Source organism: Homoserinimonas sp. OAct 916 (genome assembly GCF_003260275.1).
Taxonomy (GTDB): Bacteria; Actinomycetota; Actinomycetes; order Actinomycetales; family Microbacteriaceae; genus OACT-916.
In genome coordinates this window covers 1-15,534 of sequence record NZ_QJHB01000017.1, presented here as the reverse complement: position 1 = coordinate 15,534, position 15,534 = coordinate 1, and the positions used below count along the sequence as shown (strand labels likewise).

General features: G+C 64.9%; 16 protein-coding genes and 3 tRNA genes. 15 read left to right on the top strand and 4 right to left on the bottom strand.

The features are described from left to right. Nucleotides 1–191 precede the first annotated feature (191 nt). The 8 genes from DL891_RS15790 (at nucleotide 192) to DL891_RS15755 (ending at nucleotide 8,410) form a co-directional block, all read left to right on the top strand. Nucleotides 192–1,424, top strand: coding sequence for a hypothetical protein (locus tag DL891_RS15790; protein WP_111721459.1), 1,233 nt, complete (start codon nucleotides 192–194; stop codon nucleotides 1,422–1,424). A 207-nt stretch (nucleotides 1,425–1,631) separates the two neighbouring features. Further along, on the top strand, nucleotides 1,632–2,519 hold the full coding sequence (locus DL891_RS15785; protein WP_111721458.1) for a ParA family protein: 888 nt from the start codon (nucleotides 1,632–1,634) through the stop codon (nucleotides 2,517–2,519). 1 nt (nucleotide 2,520) lies between these two features. After that, nucleotides 2,521–3,342: a ScpA family protein gene (locus tag DL891_RS15780; RefSeq protein WP_111721457.1), complete on the top strand. Its 822-nt coding sequence runs from the start codon at nucleotides 2,521–2,523 to the stop codon at nucleotides 3,340–3,342. Beyond that, nucleotides 3,302–4,030, top strand: coding sequence for an SMC-Scp complex subunit ScpB (gene scpB, locus DL891_RS15775; protein ID WP_255563108.1), 729 nt, complete (start codon nucleotides 3,302–3,304; stop codon nucleotides 4,028–4,030). The genes DL891_RS15780 and scpB overlap by 41 nt, the downstream gene beginning before the upstream one ends. After that, nucleotides 4,020–4,805 carry a pseudouridine synthase gene (locus tag DL891_RS15770; RefSeq protein ID WP_111721455.1) on the top strand — a complete coding sequence of 262 codons (786 nt, stop codon included), beginning with the start codon at nucleotides 4,020–4,022 and terminating at the stop codon, nucleotides 4,803–4,805. The genes scpB and DL891_RS15770 overlap by 11 nt, the downstream gene beginning before the upstream one ends. Then, nucleotides 4,802–5,536 (top strand): (d)CMP kinase, encoded by a 735-nt coding sequence (gene cmk / locus DL891_RS15765; protein WP_111721454.1) that lies wholly within the window; start codon nucleotides 4,802–4,804, stop codon nucleotides 5,534–5,536. Before DL891_RS15770 ends, cmk begins: the two co-directional genes overlap by 4 nt. Continuing rightward, entirely contained in the window at nucleotides 5,526–7,067 is a 1,542-nt protein-coding gene (gene der / locus DL891_RS15760; RefSeq protein WP_111721453.1) for a ribosome biogenesis GTPase Der, read from the top strand. The genes cmk and der overlap by 11 nt, the downstream gene beginning before the upstream one ends. A gap of 335 nt (nucleotides 7,068–7,402) precedes the next feature. Continuing rightward, nucleotides 7,403–8,410, top strand: coding sequence for an aminotransferase class IV (locus DL891_RS15755; protein WP_111721472.1), 1,008 nt, complete (start codon nucleotides 7,403–7,405; stop codon nucleotides 8,408–8,410). A 136-nt stretch (nucleotides 8,411–8,546) separates the two neighbouring features. Here the strand turns inward: DL891_RS15755 and DL891_RS15750 are convergent, their stop codons facing one another. Continuing rightward, complete coding sequence (locus DL891_RS15750; RefSeq protein ID WP_111721452.1) at nucleotides 8,547–9,164, bottom strand: phosphoribosyltransferase; 618 nt, start codon at nucleotides 9,162–9,164, stop codon at nucleotides 8,547–8,549. Nucleotides 9,165–9,365: 201 nt separating this feature from the next. Between DL891_RS15750 and DL891_RS15745 the strand changes: the two genes are divergently transcribed. After that, a complete protein-coding gene (locus DL891_RS15745; RefSeq protein ID WP_111721471.1) occupies nucleotides 9,366–9,752 on the top strand; it encodes a VOC family protein in 387 nt (128 codons plus the stop codon). A 180-nt stretch (nucleotides 9,753–9,932) separates the two neighbouring features. Then, nucleotides 9,933–10,877, top strand: a complete 945-nt coding sequence (locus DL891_RS15740) for a J domain-containing protein (protein ID WP_111721451.1) — start codon at nucleotides 9,933–9,935, stop codon at nucleotides 10,875–10,877. 55 nt (nucleotides 10,878–10,932) lie between these two features. Here the strand turns inward: DL891_RS15740 and DL891_RS15735 are convergent, their stop codons facing one another. Further along, on the bottom strand, nucleotides 10,933–11,286 hold the full coding sequence (locus tag DL891_RS15735) for a cupin domain-containing protein (protein ID WP_111721470.1): 354 nt from the start codon (nucleotides 11,284–11,286) through the stop codon (nucleotides 10,933–10,935). 248 nt (nucleotides 11,287–11,534) lie between these two features. Between DL891_RS15735 and DL891_RS15730 the strand changes: the two genes are divergently transcribed. The 5 genes from DL891_RS15730 (at nucleotide 11,535) to DL891_RS15710 (ending at nucleotide 13,988) form a co-directional block, all read left to right on the top strand. Continuing rightward, nucleotides 11,535–11,609 (top strand) — tRNA-Asp (locus tag DL891_RS15730). A gap of 326 nt (nucleotides 11,610–11,935) precedes the next feature. Beyond that, nucleotides 11,936–12,286 (top strand): hypothetical protein, encoded by a 351-nt coding sequence (locus DL891_RS15725; protein WP_157962563.1) that lies wholly within the window; start codon nucleotides 11,936–11,938, stop codon nucleotides 12,284–12,286. A 65-nt stretch (nucleotides 12,287–12,351) separates the two neighbouring features. After that, nucleotides 12,352–13,512: an RtcB family protein gene (locus DL891_RS15720; protein ID WP_111721449.1), complete on the top strand. Its 1,161-nt coding sequence runs from the start codon at nucleotides 12,352–12,354 to the stop codon at nucleotides 13,510–13,512. A gap of 86 nt (nucleotides 13,513–13,598) precedes the next feature. Beyond that, nucleotides 13,599–13,674, top strand: a tRNA-Cys gene (locus tag DL891_RS15715). A 240-nt stretch (nucleotides 13,675–13,914) separates the two neighbouring features. Continuing rightward, nucleotides 13,915–13,988 (top strand) — tRNA-Pro (locus DL891_RS15710). A 155-nt stretch (nucleotides 13,989–14,143) separates the two neighbouring features. On the opposite strand, the gene DL891_RS17570 is transcribed toward DL891_RS15710, so the two are convergent. Both DL891_RS17570 and DL891_RS17565 read right to left on the bottom strand, forming a co-directional pair. Continuing rightward, nucleotides 14,144–14,608: a tyrosine-type recombinase/integrase gene (locus tag DL891_RS17570; RefSeq protein WP_255563109.1), complete on the bottom strand. Its 465-nt coding sequence runs from the start codon at nucleotides 14,606–14,608 to the stop codon at nucleotides 14,144–14,146. A gap of 18 nt (nucleotides 14,609–14,626) precedes the next feature. Beyond that, nucleotides 14,627–15,184 (bottom strand): hypothetical protein, encoded by a 558-nt coding sequence (locus DL891_RS17565; RefSeq protein ID WP_232819219.1) that lies wholly within the window; start codon nucleotides 15,182–15,184, stop codon nucleotides 14,627–14,629. Nucleotides 15,185–15,534: the final 350 nt, after the last annotated feature.

Sequence of the window (15,534 nt, the reverse complement as noted above, 5' to 3'; positions counted from 1 at the left end):
GACGGTGCACGACTCCGGCCGTACACGACTCTGGCCGCGCGACACTCTGGCCGTGCGGCACCTTGGTGGCCGGCGGGCAGGTTCGAGCTGACCTCCGATAGCCGAACGTCGGTGCCGGTGAAACGAGAACGTTACCCAACCGTGGCCGCACCGTCATTGCCCACGGCGCGGTCACCGGTCGACACTGGGGTATGACCGCACGCGGGTATGGCCAGGTGGGCTCGATCGCTGCATCACTGGCCGCGATCGTTCTGGCCGGAGGGCTCTCCGGTTGCGCAGCGGCGCCGGCTTCCGCACCGACATCCGAGCCGCCCGAAACGGCCGTGTCGACGGCGGCCGGTGCATCATGGTCAACGCTTCCCGAGAGCCCATTGTCGCCGCGGCGAGATGCGGCCGGAGCGTGGGTGAGTGAGCGGTTCGTGGTTGTCGGTGGCTGGTCAGACGACCCGTGCCCGCCCACCGCAGATTGTCTGGCCCCGCTGCTGCCGCCGCTCAGCGACGGGGCGAGCTTCGACCCAGCGACCGGCACCTGGCAGCAAATCGCAGCGGCACCGGTGCCCGTCGTCAGCCGGTGGGGCCACGTGGTGGTGAACAACCAGCTCTACCTTTTGACCGAGGACATCGGTCGAGAAGACAGCCCGGTGGTTTTCCTTCGTTACGACCCGGCCGCGGATGCGTGGGCGAGACTGCCGGCGCCGTCAGTGGTGTCGATGCTCGTCGCCGCCGGGGACCGAGTGGTGGCGATCGGAACCTCGGATTCCCTGGAAGAGGCGGTGGACAGTGTTTTCGATCCGCAGGGCCAGGGCTGGATTTCATTGCCAGCAGACCCCCTCGGACCCAGTAGCTTTCGCGAGGGAGTGTGGTTGGGTGATTCCCTGCTGCTGACCACTCACGACCTGGTCGCTGACCCCGGGGTGCGACCGGAGCTGAAACTGATGAGGATGGCCGTGCTCGACCAAGCTCTCGAACAGTGGACGCTGTTGCCGGACAGCGAGATTCTCGGCGGGATCGCCACGGCGGTTGCCGGCCAAGTGGTGTTTCCGTGGACCGCTTCGGAAGACGGTGGGAGCCAGAACAACTGGGGCCGCTCCTATGCCAATGGGGGAGTTTTCGACCCGGCGGATTCGTCGTGGAGTGTGCTGCCGGAGCCTCCCCGCGGAGCCGGGTTCGAGGGCGAGGGCCTGAACGGACCCGGTTTCGAGGGCAGCGATGGGCTGAGCGGCCGGGGGTTGACGATTGGCGACAGCACCTTCGTCGCCGGCCATCTGTTCAATCCGGCGACCGGAGAGTGGACGCCGGTTCCTGCCCCGGGCTGGGGCGCCCGGTCGGGGCAGACCGCGGTCAGCAACTCCGAGGTGCTCTTCGTGTGGGGCGGTAACACGGCTGACGGTAACGTCGCCGACGGCTACCTGCTTCGGTTCTAGGAGGACCCTCGCTCTGTCTGTGCACCGCGCACAACGATGGGCGCGCGGTGTTGTCGTGTGTTGCGCTGGCGCGCGCTGTGCAGATGTGGGTTGCGCTGGCACGCGCAACGCGGACGGTGTTGGCCTGTCGTGGGCCGCAGAATCGGTAGACTCGACACGTCGGCCGAAGTGCGCCGACCCGGTATTCGGGAGCGAGGGAAGTAAGTCGTGGCGAGAACCAAAGTCGACGAGCCGGAACTCACCGGTCTGGAAGCTCCTGTACTCGGCCCAACGGGCCGGCCACGGACCGAGTTTCCGGAGCCCAAACCGCTGAAGGCGCACGGACCTGCTCGCATCATCTCCCTCTGCAACCAGAAGGGCGGCGTGGGCAAGACCACGACCACCATCAGCCTGGGCGCGGCGCTCGCCGAGTACGGCCGCCGCGTGCTCGCCATCGACTTCGACCCACAGGGTGCCCTGTCAGCCGGCCTCGGGGTTGCCACCCACGACACCCTCACCATCTACGACCTGCTTCTGGGCACCGTGAAAGACGCTCACCAGGTGATCAGACCCACCAGCACACCCGGGCTCGATGTGATTCCCGCGAACATCGACCTGTCGGCCGCAGAGGTGCACCTGGTGAATGAGGTCGCGCGCGAGCAGATTCTCTCTCGGGTGCTACGCAATGTGGCCCAGGAGTACGACGTGATCCTGGTCGACTGCCAGCCCTCGCTCGGGCTGCTCACCGTGAATGCGCTCACCGCGAGCCACGGTGTTCTGATCCCGCTCGAATGCGAATATTTCGCCCTGCGCGGGGTGGCCCTGCTGATCGAAACGATCGACAAGGTGCGCGACCGGCTCAACCCGGCCATAATGCTCGACGGCATTGTCGCCACCATGTATGACTCCCGTACCTTGCACGCCCGCGAAGTGTTGCAGCGCGTGGTCGACCAGTTCGGTGACAACGTGCTGGAATCGGTGATCTCCAGAACCGTGAAGTTTCCCGATGCCTCGGTCGCTGCAGCCCCGATCACCCAGTTCGCTCCCGAGCATCCGGCGGCCAAGGCCTACCAGCAACTGGCCCGAGAGCTGATCCACCGCGGTGCCATTGCATAGTGTGACCACCTCGGAGAACCCGGATGCCGGATCTAGCGAACCGGCCGAGTTCACCGTCGCCCTGAGCAACTTCCAGGGGCCGTTCGACCTGCTGCTCAGCCTGATCGGCAAGCACGAACTCGATATCACCGAGATCTCGCTCAGCCGCGTGACCGACGAGTTCATCGCCTACCTGCGCGGGTTGGATGTCGCCGACGAACTCGACCGAGCCACCGAGTTTCTGGTCGTCGCGGCCACTCTGCTCGACCTCAAGGTGGTGGGGCTGCTGCCGCAGGGCGAACTGGTCGACAGCGAGGACGTGGCGCTGCTGGAGGCACGTGACCTGCTGTTCGCCCGCCTGCTCCAGTACCGGGCATTCAAAGAGGTGGCCGGCTGGTTCGACGTGCGCATCACCCACGAGATCTCCCGGCACGTGCGCTCGGTGCGGCTCGAGGAGAAGTATCGGGAGCAGACCCCTGAGTTGGTCTGGACGCACACCCTCGACGACTTCGCCGCACTCGCCGCACTCGCTCTGGCTCCGCGCGAGATCCCCATGGTGGGGTTGGATCATCTGCATGCGCCGCTAGTCAGCATTCGGGAACAGGCGGCCCACGTCGTGGACGTGCTGCGCTCGGGCGAACCCGTCTCGTTTCGGCAGCTGGTAGCCGGGGTCAACGAGCCCGGAGTGGTGGTCGCCCGGTTCTTGGCTGTGCTCGAGCTGTATCGGCACCAGGCGGTGTCGTTCGAACAGTTGGAACCGCTCGGCGAACTGGTGCTGCGCTGGGAATCTGAATCGTGGTCCGATGACAATCTGGCCAACCTGGGAGCTGATTATGACGGTTGAGTCGGATGCGGATGCCACGGCAGGGCTGGATGGTGTGGGCGAACCCGCTGGCGCGGTGCTGCCTGGTGACGCCGCGGATCCTGATGCCACAACCGGGCCCGACGACGCGACGGAGGGGAGCCCACTGCCGGCGCTCGACATTGACCGGGCGTTGGAAGCGATCCTGATGGTCGCCGACGAACCACAGTCACTGGTGAGCCTTGCCACCGCGATCTCCCGCCCTGTCCCGGTCGTCAGGCAGGCGGTCGAGCGGCTGGTCGCCGACTTTGACGGTATCGACGGCACTGTTCGCCGCGGCTTCGAGCTGCGTGAGGTCGCCGGCGGCTGGCGCATCTATGTGCGCCCCGAGTACGACCCGGTGGTCGCCGACTTCGTGCTCACCCAGAACCCGTCACGGCTCAGCCAGGCGGCGCTGGAAACCCTCGCCGTCATCGCCTACAAGCAGCCGATCACGCGCGGGGAGATCGCATCCATCCGGGCGGTGAATGTCGACTCGGTGGTGCGCACTCTCGTCGGCCGCGGCCTGATCACCGAGGCGTTCGCCGACTCCGAGACCGGGGCCATCAACTACATCACCACCGACCTCCTGCTCGTTCAGCTCGGGGTCAACTCATTGGACGAACTGCCGGCAGTCTCCGAACTGTTGGCCGATGGATCACAAGGATTCGAGGACATCGATGTCAGATAACAGACGCCCCAATCGTGAGGAGCCCGCCGCTGACGGCGTGCGGCTACAAAAAGTGATGGCCGCGGCGGGAGTGGCGTCGAGGAGGGCCTCCGAGGAGATGATCCTCGCCGGGCGCGTGCGGGTGAACGGCAGAGTGGTGCGTGAACTCGGGCGACGAGTGCATCCGGAAGCCGACGAGATCGCCGTCGACAACCAGGCGGTTCAACTGGACCAGTCCAAACGCTACCTGATGCTGAACAAGCCGGTCGGCGTGGTCAGCTCGATGAGCGACGAGTCGGGCCGGCCCGACCTCGCCCAGTACACCGCGCGCTATGACGAGAGACTGTTCAATGTGGGACGGTTGGATGCCCAGACCTCCGGCCTGCTGCTGCTCACCAACGATGGCGAGCTGGCTCACGTGCTGTCCCATCCCTCGTTCGAGGTGACGAAGACCTATGTCGCCAAGGTGGCCGGCATTGTCACCGGGCAGACCCTGCAACTGTTGACCCGTGGCATCGAGCTCGAAGACGGCCCGATCACGGCCGACGCCGCCCGCATCGTGGCCAGCAAGCCCGGAGGAGCGTCGACCCTGGTGGAGATCACCCTGCATTCCGGCCGCAACCGTATCGTTCGGCGCATGCTCGACGCGGTGGGGCACCCGGTGCAGGAACTGGTGCGCCGCTCGTTCGGTCCGCTGCAATTGGGCAGCCTGGCTTCGGGAAAGGTGCGCGAACTGCGCCGTGAGGAATTGGGCGCGATCCTGACGGTTGCTCGCCAGGCCAAGGAGAAGAAATGAGCGGCAGGCATCGGGCCGAAGGCGCGCCTGAAATCATTGTCGTCGCCATCGACGGGCCGGCCGGCAGCGGCAAGTCCAGCGTGAGCAAGGCCACAGCCCGCCGGCTCGGTTACGGGTTTCTCGACACCGGGGCGGCGTATCGCGCGTCGACCTGGTTGGCGTTGGAGCAGCTCGGCGACGACCTCGAGAAGTTCTCCGACGACGAGCTCGCTGCAGTGGTGGATGCCCGCGTCGAAGCGGGTGAGGTCTCCATCGGCGTCGACCCCGACGCGTTCGTGGCCCGGGTGGGAGACATCGATGTGACTGACGCGATCCGCGAGACCCGGGTGACCCGTTCGGTGAGCCGGATTGCGCGCGTGCAGGCGATCAGGCGGGCGTTGACGGAACTGTTTCGCCAGAGCATCCTCAGCTGCACGCGGCCGGGGATCGTGGTGGAGGGGCGCGACATCACCACCCAGGTCGCACCGGATGCTCAGGTTCGCATTCTGTTGACCGCATCTGAGGAGGCTAGAATGGCGAGGCGTTCCGCTGAGGTCTCCAGCCAACCGGCCCACGTCACCGCGAGCCAGCTCAGGTCGCGGGATGAGGCCGACATGAGAGTGGTGGATTTCATGAACGCCGCAGACGGCGTTCTGACCGTCGACTCCACAGAACTTGACTTCGAGCAGACCATTGACGCGGTGGTCGCCGTTGTCCGCGATGAAACAGCGAGGAATTCGCATGGCCTATAGCCGACCGACCACACCGAACAGCTCGGGTGAAGAAGACAACTACCCGGCTCTCGAGGGCGATTTCGCCGAGCGCATCGACTCCCTCGACGAGGAGCTGGTCAGCCAGCGCTCGGCCGCATTGCGCTCCGGGCTTGAGGCCTACGAACTCGAGGACGAAGACCTCGACATCCTCTCGCACGCCACTGACGACATCGACGAGATCACCTACCTGCCGGCGTTGCCCGTGTTGGCGATCGTCGGTCGGCCGAACGTGGGCAAGTCTGCCCTGGTGAACCGCATCCTCGGTCGCCGTGAAGCAGTGGTCGAGGACACCCCAGGTGTGACCCGCGACCGCGTGTCGTACCAGGGGGAGTGGGGCGAGCGCAGGTTCACCATGGTCGACACCGGGGGGTGGGAGCCCGACGCGAAAGGCATCAACGCCTCGGTGGCGCAACAGGCCGAGATCGCAGTGGAACTTGCCGATGCCGTACTGTTCGTCGTCGACGCCAACGTGGGCGCGACCTCGACGGATGAGCACGTGGTGCGCATGCTGCGCAAGAGCAACAAGCCGGTGTTCCTGGCCGCGAACAAGGTCGACGATGTGCGGCAGGAGCCGAACGCAACGGCGCTGTGGTCGCTGGGGCTGGGCGAGCCGATGCCGGTGTCGGCCCTGCACGGGCGGGGCGTTGCCGACATGCTCGACGTGATCCTGGCCGAACTGCCGGAGATCTCTGCCGTTGCCAAGCAGGAGGTGGGCGGCCCGCGACGGGTGGCCATCCTGGGCCGACCGAACGTGGGCAAGTCATCGCTGTTGAACAAGGCTGCCGGTGAAGAGCGGGTCGTGGTCAACGACCTGGCCGGCACCACCCGCGACCCGGTGGACGAGCAGGTGGAAATCGGCGGCAAGGTGTGGCGGTTCGTCGACACTGCGGGCATCCGACGCCGGATGCACCTGGCGCAGGGCGCCGACTTCTACGCGTCGTTGCGCACGACGGCTGCGCTCGAGAAGGCAGAGGTCGCGGTCGTGATGATCGATGTGACCGAGCCGATCAGCGAGCAGGATGTTCGCATCATCGACCTGGTTCTCGAGAGCGGCCGTGCCCTCGTGCTGGCCTTCAACAAGTGGGACCTGCTCACCGATGACCGCCGTTTCTACCTTGAGCGCGAGATCGAGCAGGACCTGCACCACGTGACCTGGGCGCCCCGGGTGAACCTGTCGGCGAAGACCGGCCGGCACCTGGAGAAGCTCGTGCCCGCACTCGAGTTGGCACTGGAGTCGTGGGACACCCGCATCCCGACGGGCAAGTTCAACGCACTGCTGGCAGAGCTCACAGCATCGCATCCGCACCCGGTGCGTGGCGGAAAGCAGCCGCGGATCCTGTTCGGTACACAGGCCGCGTCGCGACCGCCCACGTTCGTGTTGTTCACCACCGGGTTTCTCGACCCGGGTTACCGGCGGTTCATCACGCGTCGCCTGCGCGAGATCTACGGCTTCCAGGGCACGCCGATCATCGTGAACATGCGCGTGCGCGAGAAGCGCAAGCGCAACTGATCCCGGTTCGCCCGTCCTGACCGGGCCCGGGTCTCGCAACCCCTTCCCGCACCCATGCGCGCCTCAAAAACCGGTCAGGGGTCAAGATCCTCACCATAATCAGTGATTCTGGCGCGTATCTTGACCCCTCGACGCCGTGGTGCTGGTGGTCACGCAATTCTGGAGCGTTCTGGCGCCCCTCAACATGTTCTGCGTGTGCGCGGCGAGGGAGCCACCGGTCGCGTAGGGTGAGATCACTGGGACGCTGGGGCGTTGGCGCCCTGAGAACTCAAGGCACTGAGGTCTTGAGGCACTGAGGTCTTGAGGCACTGATAGATTGTGGGTCGCTCATGGTGATGGAACCTCCCACGCCGGGCGGCAACTCCGGTGCTTCGGTGGCTCGGGGTGCCTCAGAGCGTGCGCCGATCGGGAGTGCGTCCGAGGGCGCGGCATCCGGTAACGCGAATGTCGTCACCGCGGGCGCGGCCTACATCGGCGGAAAGATCGTGCCGATCAGCGAGGCCGTGATTCCGATCCTCGACCTCGGTTTCTTGCACTCCGATGCCACCTACGATGTGGCCCACGTCTGGCGGGGGCGTTTCTTCAGGCTGGGTGACCATCTCGACCGCTTCGAGCGGGGCATGAAGAAACTGCGAATGTCGCTGCCGATCGACCGCGAAGAAATCCGGCGGATCCTGCATGACTGTGTGCGGGCATCCGGGTTGGCGAACGCCTATGTCGAGATGATCTGCACCCGCGGAATGGCTGCGCCGGGCTCGCGCGACCCGCGTGACTGCGTGAACCAGTTCTATGCTTTCGCGGTGCCGTTCGCATGGATCGCCACCCCCGAGCAGCAGGAGCAGGGCCTTTCGGTGCATGTCAGCCGGGTGCAGCGGATCGCACCCGAATCGGTCGACCCCACCGTCAAGAACTACCACTGGCTCGACCTGGTGCAGGGCCTCTTCGACGCCTACGACCACGACGCCGAGACCGCATTGCTGTCGGATGCCGATGGCAACGTCGTCGAAGGCCCCGGATTCAACGTGTTCGCGGTGACCGCGGGAGCGCTGGTGACGCCGAAGGCCGGGGTTCTGAAAGGGGTCACCCGTAAAACGGCGTTGGAGATCGGCGCCGAGCTGGGGGCCGAGCTCGACCTGCCCGTCGAGGAGCGTGCACTGTCCTACGACGAACTGGTCGAGGCGAACGAGGTCTTCGTGACCAGCACGGCCGGCGGGATCATGCCGGTCTGTGCGATCGACGGCCGCCCGGTCGGTGCCGGGGTGCCCGGCCCGGTGACGGAGGAGATCAAGTCCAGGTACTGGCTGATGCACGACGACCCCTGGTATTTCGAGCAGGTCGACTGACGCATCCGGCTATCACGTCGATGTGGCACGCACGGCGGTCACATTCGCTGGCTCGTTCGACAAAACAGGCGTCGGGAACATCCGACGTCGGCAATGATCCGAGGGACACGGGTGGAGCAGCCGGCCGAGGCATTGGCTACTTCTCCAGCCAGCGCAACACCTCATCGTCGGTCGTCTGGGTGAAGTCGGTGTACCACTGTCCGATCGCCATGAAATGCGGCGGCCTCTCCAGACAGATGAACTCGTCGACCTGGTCGCCGGGGTCGAAGTCGGGCGGGGCCACCGGTACGGCCAGCACGACGCGGGCGGCGCCGAGAGCGCGCGCCACGGCGCACGCGGCCATCGCCGTGGCACCGGTGGCGATGCCATCATCGACCACGACTGCGGTTCGCCCCTGCAGGTCGAGAGGCGGTCGCCCGGCCCGGAACCGCGCCAGTCTCCGGTCGAGTTCCGCCCGTTCTCGCGCCCGCACTTTCTCCAGCTGCGCGGGTGTCACGTTCAGGGAGCGGATCGTCTCGTCGTGCAGCACCTCGACGCCGTCGCCGATGGCGCCCATCGCGAACTCCTCGTTGAACGGTGCCCCTAGTTTGCGCACAACGATGACGTCGAGGGGGGCATCCAGGGCCAGCGCGACCTCGCCGGCCACCGGCACCCCACCGCGGGGCAGGGCCAGGATGATGGGCTTCTCGGCGGCCAGATCCTCGAGGCGGGCGGCCAATTTTCGGCCGGCGTCGGTTCGATCACGAAACAACATGGGTCAACTCCTGTGCGAGCAAACCGCTTCGCTGGGGCGCGGCCACGGCATCACGGCTCATCGGATATGCCTTCCAGCTTCTCACTTTGTCGCCCGGATCGGAAAAATGGTTGCCGATCGGGCGCGGACGTTGTGAAATTGCCATATACAATCACGGTGCTCGGCGGTCGACGCGGGGCCCTCGGCGAAAGTGCAGATCTCATGTTTACTCCGACTCACGCACTATCCGGCTTCAGTGTGGACGACCTCGCCGCGGCGAAGAGGTTCTATGGCGAGACGCTCGGCCTGGCCGTCGTCGACGGCGAGATGGGCACTGCCAGGATCACGCTGCCCGGTGGGGCGCAGGTGCTGCTCTACCCGAAAGAAGATCACCAGCCCGCCAGCTACACCATGTTGAATTTCGTGGTCGATGACGTCGAGGCCGCCGTCGACCAGTTGAACGAACTGGGGGTGCGCACGAAGATCTACGACGACTCAGACATGGGCGGGATGAGCACCGACGCGAAGGGGATCATGCGCGGCCACGGCCCCGACATCGCCTGGTTCAAGGACCCGGCTGGCAATGTGCTCTCCGTGCTGAGCGAGTAGGGCGCCCCTGCGGGGTGCGCGCTTTCAACCCGCGCTGAGTTTCGCGCTCAGAGGCCTCGGTTGCACGGAGGCGAACGCGGGACGTGCCACGAATTCGGCAACCTGTGGCGTTGGCAGGTATCGTCGTATCTCGGGCGACGTCATCCTGCGCCTCATCCCCGAAAGAAAGTTCTCCCTCGAATGCCCGAGAGTCCGGCCGCGCGCACGCCGTACGAGGTGCTCGGCGTGAGCGCGAAGGCCAGCCAGGAGGAGTTGCGGCGCGCCTATCGCAAGCAGGCCAGGCAGACTCATCCGGATACCGGGGGAGAGGCGGCCAAGTTCCAGGCGGTGCAGACGGCGTGGGAGAAGGTGGGCACCCCGGATGCGCGGGCCGCATACGAACGCGGCCGCAACTGGCGGGTGTCCGAACCGGTGCATGAGACCTACGCGCCGCAGCCGCCGACGGCCCGTAAGCCCGCGCAGCGGTCGAGGCCTCGGGCGCGCAGCTACGGTCATCCGGGTGGAGCGGCCAGGGTGCAGTTCTTGGCACTGATTCGGGAGTGGGCCGGCCGTGGAGTGACGGTGGATGACCCGTACGACCCGGCGTTGGTGCGTTCGGCGCCGCGTGAGGTGCGGCACTGGCTGGCGAAGGCGCTGGCGCAGGAGGCCACCGTGAAGCAGGTTTCTGCCCTTGGCATCGGCTACACCATCTGGAGTGATGTCGCGACCGGGCGTGACCTGCACTCGCTTTCGGGCAAGATCGACCATGTGGTGCTCGGGCCGGCCGGGTTGTTCGCGATTCTCTCGGAGGACTGGGGGAGCCCGGTGAAGGTCGTGCGTGGTGAGATCACCGGTGACCCCGTTCGCGCAGGGGATGAGCCGGTGCGAGCCCTCACCCGGGGAGCCAAGACGCTCGGGCGTGCGCTCGGAGTCAAGTTCACCGCACGTGTCATCGTGGTGCCAGATGATGATCTGGCCGAACCGATGGTCTCCGTCAAGCGCGGACGCAACGCCGACACCGTGGTGGTGAGGCGGTCGCTTCTGCCGCAGTTGCTGCGCGACGGTGTCAGTGACGGGCCGCGCACCAGTGTGGACGAGGTGTTCGAGGTGCGCACGAGGTTGCAGAACGGCATCGTGTTCATCTGAGCGCGAGGCTGCGCGGGGCCCGAGCATGAGCTTGGGCCTATGACTGAGCTTTGGCCTACGACTGTGCGTGGGCCTGCGGCATGACTTTCGCCACGGTCAGCAGAACCACGGAGTCTTCGACCGCCTCGAGCGAGTGAGGCGCGTCGGGAACGATGATCAGATCGCCGACCCAGCCTGACCATTTGCGCTCGCCGGCGTGAAGAATGACCCGTCCGGTGAGCACGTGCACCGTGGCCTCGCCCGGGCTCTCGTGTTCGGCCAGCGATTGTCCCGCTCGCATCGCGATGACGGTCTGTCGCAGTGTTCTGTCGTGCCCGCCGAACACGGTGGTTGCGCTCCGGCCGCTCGCAAGCTCGGACGCGTGCTCGAGCTCGTGCCGTGCCAACGCTGTCAGCGACGTCTTTCGCATCATGTGCACCTCCGAGGCAGATTCGATCTGCCTTCGTTCACCGTATCCCATCAGTACTTTGGCTTTGCGGATTCCGAAAGGGTCTAAATGGGCTGGCCAACACCACCGTCGGTGCCCACGATCTCAGAAATTCTTGCTGATCTGGTATTATGTTTGTAGCGGGACGTGGATTGGCGCATCAATCGACTTGCACATCGATCGGGTGAGATCACCGGCTCATCCAGCCGAGCCCGGCACAGGTTCGAGATGGCCCCGTGGAGCAGTTTGGAGTGCTCGCCACCCTGTCACGGTGGAGGTCGCCGGTTCAAATCCGGTCGGGGTCGCGAAAGAACCGACGTCGAAGTCATTGAGTCGGCCACGCCAGATTCGACAAAGACAGTATCAAGAGGGTCAGAGTCAAGAACGGCGGCAGGGCCACCAGGGCACGCCGTCGGCGGGGCATCATGCTCGTTTGGGAAGGCCACCGGGCCTGGCCGAATGGTCGCAGATAAAGGCGACTTCCACAGTTGTTGCAAGGCATGCGCGAAAGAAACTCGCTGCCAAAACCATACCCATTGAAAGAGACGGGAACCGTCATCGGTGACGGTTCGGGGGGAGTCAATCCCACCAGCTGGTCGCAGCGCCGCAGATACGTGAGAGGTGAGAAATCATGAACCAAATATTGAAATGCATCACCGGCTTCACCCACGAGCAATTTCGTGAAGCCGGCCGACAGAATGACGTGTTTCGCAGAACAGCGAGCCGTGAGGCGCACGACCAGTTCGTCGATGGCCGGAACATCCTAGTGCGGTTGGAAGGCTATGCCGACCATGTGACGGAAGTTACCGAGACCATCGGGGGTGCCATGGCGGCATTCGGGCGTATCTCCGGTCGTGAGCGAATCCTCGGCGCGCTGCGGTGGGCAGTGCTCGCCGACTTGTACCGTGACGAGCTCACGCCGGAGCAGTATGACGCATTGACGACCGTCTACCACCAGACGGCGGGTCTGGTTGCTGCGTGAGGCGTGTGAAGCGGGTACGGGATAGCTACCCGGTCGAGCTTCGCGGTGCGAAGGCTCCGACGCTCATGTGGGCGACGGAACGCGATGTCGACGAGCAGGCGTTGCAGCAACTGCGAAACATCGCGGCCCTGCCGTGGGTGCACGGGTTGCGGGTGATGCCGGATGTGCACCTCGGCAAAGGTGCGACGGTCGGGTCTGTCATCGCGATGGAGCATGCCATTTCGCCGGCTGCCGTCGGGGTGGATATCGGATGCGGTGTGTCGGGTGTGCGCACCAACCTGTTCGCCCATGACCTGCCAGACAACCTCCATTCGTTGCGAAGCGCGATCGAGTCGCGCATCCCGGTCGGGTTTCACAGCCACGATGAGAACGTCGACGTGAAGGCGCTCGGGCTGGAGCGCGGTTGGCAATCGTTCTGGTCGAAGTTTCGCGATCTCGACGACGGGGTGCAGTACCTGGAGACCCGGGCGCAGGCCCAGATGGGCACCTTGGGCGGCGGCAATCACTTCATTGAGCTGTGTCTGGATGCTGACGATCGGGTCTGGTTGACCCTGCACTCCGGCTCCCGAAATATCGGCAAGGAACTCGCGGACATCCACATCAGTGTGGCGAAGGGCCTGCCGCACAACCAAGATCTGCCTGACCGCGACCTGGCCGTGTTCTTTCGGGACACCGCTGAGATGGCCGCGTACCGGCGCGACCTCGAGTGGGCGCAGGAGTTCGCGTTGCGCTCTCGCGCAGTGATGATGGGTCTGTTCAAGCGCATCGTCGAGGAGCACTTCGACGGCCACGACGTCACCTTCGATGAGCCGATCAACGTGCACCACAACTACGTTGCCGAAGAGCAGATCGACGGCAGACCCATGCTGGTCACGCGCAAAGGTGCCATTCGTGCCGGCAGCGGTGACCTGGCGCTCATCCCCGGATCTATGGGAACCGGCAGCCATGTGGTGCGTGGTCTCGGCAATCCGGCCTCTTTCCAGTCTGCGTCGCATGGTGCCGGCCGGCGGATGAGCCGCACTGCGGCACGGCGGGCATTCACCCGCAACGACCGGGGTGCGGCGGCGATCGCCGCGCAGCTGGGCAACGTCGAGTCCAGGCGCGATGCCGGCATCATCGATGAGCTTCCAGAAGCGTACAAGGACTTGCATTCGGTGTTGGAGGCGCAGAAAGATCTGGTCGAGGTCGTGCAGCACCTGCGAACGGTGTTGTGTGTAAAGGGGTGAGGGGGGCGGATTCTGCCTGGCGTCATCCGTCATGTAGCGTTGTAGCCGGTGAGAATGCGCGTAACAGCGCGGATTGAGAACACCACGGTGCTGTGCCCGAATGGTCAAGGGGCTCGCTTGCAGAGCGAGATTTTATAGGTTCGAATCCTGTCGGCACCTCCAAATTTCTTGGGCCCGTTGTGTGTGGGTTGATCCGTTCTCGAGCGTTCGGGGGGCAGCGAGGGATACTGGCGTCGCCGACACAACTCAAATGAGCCTGGCTTTCGGAGCGGCGCGAGAAACGAGGGACCTTCGAGTCGTGCACCCCGACAAGCAAGTCGCTTCAGGAACGGCTAGGATTATCGAGTTGCCTCACGTCGCGTCGAGCGGTGAATAACTTCACTACTCTTGAGAATGAGGTCACGGGCTGTGGCGCAGCTTGGTAGCGCACTTGACTGGGGGTCAAGGGGTCGCAAGTTCAAATCTTGTCAGCCCGACAATAAAAGCCCTGATGAGAGCGGTTTGTTCATCAGGGCTTCGTCGTCTTGGAAGCTCCGGAGTGGACCAATAAGTCCCCGGAGTGGACCAATTTTTGTGGCATGGTGAGGTTCCGGCGGCCTTTGAGGCACCGGAGCTCATCGTGTTGAGCAGGTCACAGAGTTGGTGTGTAGGGGAGTTTCTCCTGTCTTCGGTTGGGCGACTGGGACAAGAATCGGTTGGCCTGCTCAGCGGCTTCGGCAAGGTGACGGTGGTCGGGATGCAGGTAGGCCGTGGTGGTCTCGATCGATTGGTGGCCGAGGATTTGCTGGAGTACGTGCAGCGGTACCCCTGAGTCGGCGAGCCAGGTCGCTCCCGTGTGCCGGAGTCCATGTCGGGTGAGCCCGGGAAGGCCGAGCTCAGCGACCAGATGCTCCCACTTGGTTGCGTCACGGACCGTCGCCGTGGTCAGCACTCCGCCACGCGGTCCTCGTAAAAGAGGGTCGTCGGGGGTCTTGCCGTCTGTGAGACGATGAAGGACCGGCTCCAGGGCGTTTAGGATCGGCACGTAGCGTGCTCGTCGGCCCTTCGTCTGTTTGGTGACAAGGCCCCCGCTGCCGGGGTAGAGCTGTCGTTCGATTGTGACGACGCGGTTGGTTCAGTCGATGTCGCCGACGAGCAGGCCGGAGACTTCCGAGCCGCGGGCGGCCAGGAGTGCGGCGAGCATGACGTGGTCGGAGTAGCTTTGATGGATCCTCGCGCATGCTTCGGCGAGCTTGGTCAGGGTTGCGAGATCGGGGATCGCGTGGGTTCGGAGTGTTCCGGTGCCGCGGCTGATGTTCTTGTTGAAGCTGCGCCGGGCTCGGTGTTTGGCAGGATTGATGGCGATGATATCGTCCCGGGTGGCCTCATCGAGCACGCGAACAAACGGTGCGATGGAGTTCTTGATCGTCGACGCACTTAGATCGGTTTCCCACCGGTCAATGGTGCGGTCGATCATTCCGGCGCCGATGTTGGCTACCTTGATGTGGCCCAGTGCGGGAAGGACGCGCGAGCGCAGGCCGGCGTCATATAACTCGGCGGTGGAGGTGAGGTCCAACCCGCGCTTCCAGCGGGCCCCGATGGAGTTGACGTACTCGACCAACGTGATGGTGGTGTCGCTGCCGGTCTCGGTGGCGGTCTTCATCTGGGTGAAGAACGCTTCGACCTCAGCCATTGTATGGACGTGGCTGACTCGGGCGAGGCGTTTTTTCGTCGAGGGTTCTGTCCAGCGCACACGTGCCCGGTATGCGGATTCTCACCCCTTTTGATCTGACAGGCACATCCCTTTCCGTCACCCGGGCCGGCCTGCCTCACGGATGGGAGAAGGGACTACTGGGCGGACGCCCCGCCGTGCCGTGGACTCTGGACGGGCTGGCACCCGGCGGTGGCATGTGGTTTACCTGCGCGGACTTGGCCACTTGGATGCGCTTGACTCGTGATGGACGCCAGCCTGGAGCGGCCGGGCTTCAGCCGGTGGCACCAGCACCGCTTCTGCCATGGTTGCCCGACGCAAAGATCGCGATC